The sequence below is a fragment of the Sphingomonas bacterium genome (assembly GCF_903644135.1).
Classification (GTDB): Bacteria; Pseudomonadota; Alphaproteobacteria; order Sphingomonadales; family Sphingomonadaceae; genus Sphingomonas.
This window is the reverse complement of the sequence record NZ_CAHJXA010000184.1, coordinates 1-5,626: the sequence shown is the minus strand read 5'-3', so window position 1 is coordinate 5,626 and position 5,626 is coordinate 1. Positions and strand designations below refer to the sequence as shown.

Sequence of the window (5,626 nt, the reverse complement as noted above, 5' to 3'; positions counted from 1 at the left end):
ATCGCCCGAGACAGCTCGGCCGGTTCCAGCACCGACAGGATCGCCAGCGCCACCCGCGCGCCGACCCCCTGCACGCCGGTCAGGTGGCGGAACCAGTCGCGTTCGTCGATCCGCGCGAAGCCGACCAGCCGGATCGAGTCCTCCGCCACCAGCATTTCGGTGAACAAGGTCGCCGCCTCGCCGACCGGGCCGAGCGCCGCCAGCGTGCGCGACGACGCACCGATCAGATAGCCGACACCACCGACATCGATCACCGCGTGGTCGACCCCCGTCGCCTCCAGGCGTCCTTTGAGGTGGGCGATCATCGCGCCGGCTTAGGGCCGCCGCCGAGCGCTGGCCAGATGATGCGCATGGGTGATCGCCACCGCCAGCGCATCCGCCGCGTCCGGCCCGTCTATGACGACGCCAGGGAGCAGCCGCGCAATCATCGCGTGGACCTGCACCTTCTCCGCGCCGCCGACGCCGACCACCGCCTTCTTGACCAGCCGCGAGGCATATTCGCCCGGCTCGATCCCGGCGCGCGCGACGCCAAGTAGGATGACGCCGCGCGCCTGGCCCAGCTTCAGCGTCGATTGCGGGTTGGTGTTGACGAACACCTCCTCGACCGCCGCCGCCTGCGGCTGGTGGTCGGCGATGACCGCCGCCAGCATCGAGTCGAGGTGCGACAGCCGCCGGGCAAGCGGTTCGGCACTGTCGGTCTTGAGGCGGCCGTTGGCGACGTGGCTCAGCCGATTGCCTTCGGCGCGGATCACCCCCCAGCCGGTCGTGCCGAGCCCAGGGTCGAGGCCGAGCAGGATCAAATTGCCTCTCCCGCCGGGAGAAGGAGGGGTCCATGCGAAGCATGGGAGGATGAGGGCAGGTTTCGACCCAAGACTGTCCTCACCCTTCCGGCGCTACGCGCCTCCCTCCCTCTCCCAGCGGGAGAGGGACAACCGCTCACCCCAACTTCTCCATCACCTCGTCCGACACCTCGTAATTGCCCCAAACCGTCTGCACGTCGTCGTCGTCGTCCAGCGTGTCGATCAGCTTGAACAGCGTCGTCGCCTCGCTTTCGCCCACCGCGACCATGGTCTGCGGCTTCCAGGCGAGCTTGGCCCCCTCCGCCTCGCCCAGCACCGGCTCCAGCGTGCGGGCGACCTCGTGCAGGTCGCCGATCGCGGTCCAGATCTCGTGACCGTCGTCGCTGGAGGAGACGTCCTCTGCTCCCGCCTCCAGCGCCGCCTCGAATACCGTCTCGGCATTGCCCGCGCTGGCCGGATAGCTGATCAGTCCCATCCGGTCGAAGCCGTGGCTGACCGAACCGGCCGCGCCCAGATTGCCGCCGTTCTTGTTGACCGCGGTGCGCACGTTGGTGGCGGTGCGGTTGCGATTGTCGGTCAGCGCCTCGATGATGAGGCTGACGCCGCCGGGGCCGAACCCCTCATAGCGGATCTCCTCATAGCTCTCGACGTCGCCGCGCACCGCCTTGTCGATCGAGCGCTGGATATTGTCCTTGGGCATCGACGCCGCCTTGGCGGCATTGACAGCGGCGCGCAGGCGAGGGTTCATGTCGGGATCGGGCAGGCCCATCTTGGCCGCCACCGTGATCTCGCGGCTGAGCTTGGAGAACTGGCCGGAGCGCTTCTTGTCCTGCGCGCCCTTGCGATGCATGATGTTCTTGAACTTGGAATGGCCTGCCATCGGTGCCTCTGCGAGTGATGGCGCTTCTTATGCCGCGCCGCCCGATTGCGCCAGAGCGGCAGCTCAGGAGGCAAGGTCCTTCGCCGCCGCCGCGCCGGTCCAGTCGCGGTCGCCCAGCACCCGCCAGCGCTCCTTGCCGTCGGCCCCGTACAGGATCGAGGTCGGCAGGTTGGTGGTCACCGCCGGCAGCCAGCGCATCGACGCATCGGTAAAGGCACCCAGGTTGGCGAGGTGGCGCGCGGCCAGGAACGGCGCGGCCTTGCCGGCGTCCATGTCCTGGCTGAGGGCCACCACCGTCAGCTTGCCCGCCTCGCGCTTCGCCAGCGCGTCGAGCGTCGGCAGCTCCTTGACGCACGGCCCGCACCAGGTCGCCCACAAGTTGAGCAGCACCGGCCTGCCCTTGAACGAGGCCAGCGTCACCGCCTTGCCAGTCGCGTCCTTGAAGGCATAGTCGGGCGCAGTCGTACCGGCATGGCTGCGGTCGATCGCGCCCGCAGCGCTGGTAGTGGCAGCGCCGCCGCCGGGCTTGACCTCGTCGGGGCTGACCGCCGCGACATTGCTGGCCCCTTCAGCTTGCCCGGCAGACGGCGAGCGCCTATCGCAACCGGCGGCCGACAGGGCCAGGACCAGCAGCACCGGCAACAGCATTGACCTTCGCATGACTTCCTCCAACACCATGTGGGGCGGGCGCTTCGCCGAAGGGCCCTCGGCGGTGATGCGCGCGATCAATGCCTCCATCCCCTTCGACAAGCAAATGTGGCGGCAGGATATCGCTGGCTCCAAGGCACATGTCGCGATGCTGGGCGCGCAGGGCATCGTGTCCGCCGACGACGCGGCGGCGATCGCGGCGGGGCTTGACGCAGTGGCTGCCGACTATGCCGCCAACGGCGTCCCTGACGACTTGGCGCTCGAGGACATCCACATGCTGACCGAGGCGCGGCTCGCCGACGCGATCGGCCCCGCCGCCGGCCGCCTCCACACCGCGCGCAGCCGCAACGACCAGGTCGCGACCGACTTTCGCCTGTGGGTGCGCGACGCGATCGACGAGGTAATGGCCGCGCTGACGGCGTTGCGCCGCGCGCTGCAGGACAGCGCCGAGGAACACGCCGACAGCGTCATGCCCGGCTTCACCCACCTGCAGTCGGCGCAGCCGGTGACGCTGGGCCATCACCTGATGGCCTATGACGCGATGATCGCGCGCGACCTCTCCCGCTTCGCCGACGCGCGCGCGCGCATGAACAGCTGCCCGCTCGGCGCGGCGGCGCTGGCGGGGACCAGCTTCCCGATCGACCGCCATACGACGGCGGCGGCGCTGGGTTTCGACGGGCCGACCACCAACAGCCTCGACTCGGTCAGCGACCGCGATTTCGCGATCGAGTACCTGACCTGCGCGACGCAATGCGCGCTCCACCTGTCGCGGCTCGCCGAGGAGTTCGTGCTGTGGGCGTCGCAGCCGTTCGGCTTCGTGGCACTGTCGGATCAATGGTCGACCGGTAGTTCGATCATGCCGCAGAAGCGCAATCCCGACGCCGCCGAGCTGGTGCGCGGGCATAGCGGGCGCATCCTGGGCTGCCTGACCGCGCTGATGGTGACGATGAAGGGCCTGCCGCTCGCCTATTCCAAGGACATGCAGGACGACAAGCCGCCGGTGTTCGAGGCGCACGGCCTGCTGGCGCTGTCGATCGCGGCGATGACCGGGATGGTCGAGAGCGCGACCTTCCGCACCGAACGGATGCGCGCCGTCGCCGAGAGCGGCTATGCCACCGCCACCGATCTCGCCGACTGGCTGGTGCGCGAGGCGGGGCTGCCGTTCCGCGAGGCGCACCATGTCACCGGCCGCGCGGTGAAGCGTGCCGAGGAGCTGGGCATCGGCCTGGACGCGGTGCCGATCGAGGACCTTACCGCCATCGACCCGCGGATAGACGCGCGGGTCTATGGCGTCCTGACCGTCGACGCATCGGTGGCGAGCCGCACCAGCTTCGGCGGCACCGCGCCCGCCAATGTCCGCGCGGCGATCGCGGCGGCCCGGGGAGAGATGGTATGAAGCGGCTGGTCCTGATCGCCCTCGCAGCCAGCCTGGCGGGCTGCGGCGCGGCGCGCGAGCTGAAGCCGCGCGACGGCGAGACGCTGCCGGTCGCGCCCTATGGCGCGCGCGTCACGCCGACCCGCGACCAGCTGATCAAGGCGACGACGCAGCAGCGCCCGGCCCGCTCCGACGAGCTGCTGACCAGTTCCGAGGCACGCCGCACCGACGAATATTCGTTGCCGCCGCCAGACTGAGCGCGATGGACCATTTCGCTCATCGTGACGGCGTCCTCCATTGCGAGGACGTGGCGCTGCCGGCCATTGCCGAGGCGGTGGGGACGCCGGTCTATGTCTATTCGGCCGCCACCTTCCGCCGCCACGCGCGCGTGTTCCGCGAGGGGCTGGCCGGGGTGCCGCGCAAGCACCTCGCCTATGCGATCAAGGCCAATCCCAACCTCGCGGTGCTGCGCCTGCTGGCGGACGAGGGCTATGGCGCGGACGTGGTCTCGGGCGGCGAGATGGCGCGGGCGCTGGCGGCGGGGATGCCGGCCAGCGAGATCGTCTTTTCGGGTGTTGGCAAGACCCCGGCGGAGCTGGCGCGCGGCCTCGACGCCAACAACGGGGGGGGCATTGGCCAGTTCAACCTGGAGCTGGAGGAAGAGGGCGAGGTGCTCGCCGCCCTTGCCGCCGCCCGGGGCCTGCGCGCTCCCGCGGTGCTGCGCGTCAACCCGGATGTCGACGCCGGCACCCACGCCAAGATCTCCACCGGGCGCAAGGAGAACAAGTTCGGCGTGCCGATCGACCAGGCACCGGCGATGTTCGCTCGGCTGGCGGCGCTGCCCGGCCTCGACCTTCGCGGCGTTGCCATCCACATCGGCAGCCAGCTGGGTGACCTCGCGCCGCTGGAGGCCGCATACCGGCGGATTGGCCAGCTGGTCGCCGAGCTGCGCGGCGCGGGGCACGTGATCAGCCATGTCGACCTCGGCGGCGGCCTGGGCGTGCCGTACAAGCCGGACGACACGATGCCCTCCCCAGCAGCCTATGGCGCGATGGTGGCGCGGGTCACCGACGGCTGGGACGCCGAGCTGATGTTCGAGCCCGGCCGCGTCATCGCCGGCAACGCCGGGGTGCTGCTGACCCGAGTGATCTGGGTCAAGCCCGGCGTCGTCCACCCCTATGTCATCGTCGATGCGGCGATGAACGACCTCGCGCGGCCGGCGCTGTACGATGCCTGGCACGACTTCGTCGCGGTCAGCCCCTCCGGGACCCGGATGGTCGCCAACATCGCCGGGCCGGTGTGCGAGAGCGGCGACACCTTTGCGATGGGTCGCGATATCGACGCGGTGGCGTCGGGCGACTTGGCGGTGTTCCGCACCGCCGGCGCGTATGGCGCAACCATGGCCTCGACCTATAACAGCCGCGCGCTAGTGCCCGAGGTGCTGGTCGACGGCGACCGCTATGCCGTCGTCGCCGACCGGGTGACGCCAGAGACGCTGATCGCCGCCGAGCGGGTGCCGGACTGGTTGTGACGGTCCTCACCCTTTCGCTCGCCTGCGGCGAGCTGTTCCCTCTCCCGATGGGAGAGGGAGGGAGCGCCGGAGGCAGAAGGGTGAGGGTGAGATGATGACGTTACCCTTATTCGTCAGAACCCAAGGCCGCCCCATCATCCTGCTCGGCGACGGCGAGGCGGCGGAGGCCAAGCGCCGCCTGCTCGAACGCACCGGCGCGGCAGTGGTCGGTGAAGATGCTCAGGCCGCCCTCGCCATCGTCGCCATCGACGACGAGGCGGCGGCGGTGGCAGCGGTGGCGCGGCTGAAGGCACGCGGCATCCTGGTCAATGCGGTCGACCGGCCGGCCTTGTGCGACTTCACCCTGCCGGCGATTGTCGACCGCTCGCCGGTGATCGTCGCGATCGGCACCG

General features: G+C 70.1%; 8 protein-coding genes. 4 read left to right on the top strand and 4 right to left on the bottom strand.

The features are described from left to right. The 4 genes from ruvA to HUU96_RS10320 all read right to left on the bottom strand — a co-directional run. Positions 1-305: Holliday junction branch migration protein RuvA (ruvA, locus tag HUU96_RS10335; protein ID WP_174292723.1), on the bottom strand; the 305-nt coding region annotated here is incomplete at its 3' end. A gap of 9 nt (positions 306-314) precedes the next feature. Next, complete coding sequence (ruvC, locus tag HUU96_RS10330) at positions 315-800, bottom strand: crossover junction endodeoxyribonuclease RuvC (protein ID WP_174292722.1); 486 nt, start codon at positions 798-800, stop codon at positions 315-317. A gap of 136 nt (positions 801-936) precedes the next feature. Beyond that, positions 937-1,680 (bottom strand): YebC/PmpR family DNA-binding transcriptional regulator, encoded by a 744-nt coding sequence (locus HUU96_RS10325; protein WP_174292721.1) that lies wholly within the window; start codon positions 1,678-1,680, stop codon positions 937-939. 63 nt (positions 1,681-1,743) lie between these two features. Continuing rightward, a complete protein-coding gene (locus HUU96_RS10320; RefSeq protein ID WP_254605177.1) occupies positions 1,744-2,340 on the bottom strand; it encodes a TlpA family protein disulfide reductase in 597 nt (198 codons plus the stop codon). 16 nt (positions 2,341-2,356) lie between these two features. Between HUU96_RS10320 and argH the strand changes: the two genes are divergently transcribed. From argH to HUU96_RS10300, 4 genes are all read left to right on the top strand, one after another. Beyond that, entirely contained in the window at positions 2,357-3,724 is a 1,368-nt protein-coding gene (argH, locus tag HUU96_RS10315) for an argininosuccinate lyase (RefSeq protein ID WP_174292725.1), read from the top strand. Further along, positions 3,721-3,960: a hypothetical protein gene (locus HUU96_RS10310; RefSeq protein ID WP_174292720.1), complete on the top strand. Its 240-nt coding sequence runs from the start codon at positions 3,721-3,723 to the stop codon at positions 3,958-3,960. The genes argH and HUU96_RS10310 overlap by 4 nt, the downstream gene beginning before the upstream one ends. Before the next feature lie 5 nt (positions 3,961-3,965). Further along, positions 3,966-5,234 (top strand): diaminopimelate decarboxylase, encoded by a 1,269-nt coding sequence (gene lysA / locus HUU96_RS10305; RefSeq protein WP_174292719.1) that lies wholly within the window; start codon positions 3,966-3,968, stop codon positions 5,232-5,234. Between the two features lie 91 nt (positions 5,235-5,325). After that, a partial coding sequence (locus HUU96_RS10300; RefSeq protein ID WP_302480236.1) for a precorrin-2 dehydrogenase/sirohydrochlorin ferrochelatase family protein occupies positions 5,326-5,626 on the top strand: 301 nt, incomplete at its 3' end.

Bases quoted from the DNA above. Each gene is read 5' to 3' on its own strand.
- HUU96_RS10325 (WP_174292721.1), bottom strand. From the start codon at position 1,680: ATGGCAGGCCATTCCAAGTTCAAGAACATCATGCATCGCAAGGGCGCG.
- HUU96_RS10320 (WP_254605177.1), bottom strand. From the start codon at position 2,340: ATGCGAAGGTCAATGCTGTTGCCGGTGCTGCTGGTCCTGGCCCTGTCG.
- argH (WP_174292725.1), top strand. From the start codon at position 2,357: ATGTGGGGCGGGCGCTTCGCCGAAGGGCCCTCGGCGGTGATGCGCGCG.
- HUU96_RS10310 (WP_174292720.1), top strand. From the start codon at position 3,721: ATGAAGCGGCTGGTCCTGATCGCCCTCGCAGCCAGCCTGGCGGGCTGC.
- lysA (WP_174292719.1), top strand. From the start codon at position 3,966: ATGGACCATTTCGCTCATCGTGACGGCGTCCTCCATTGCGAGGACGTG.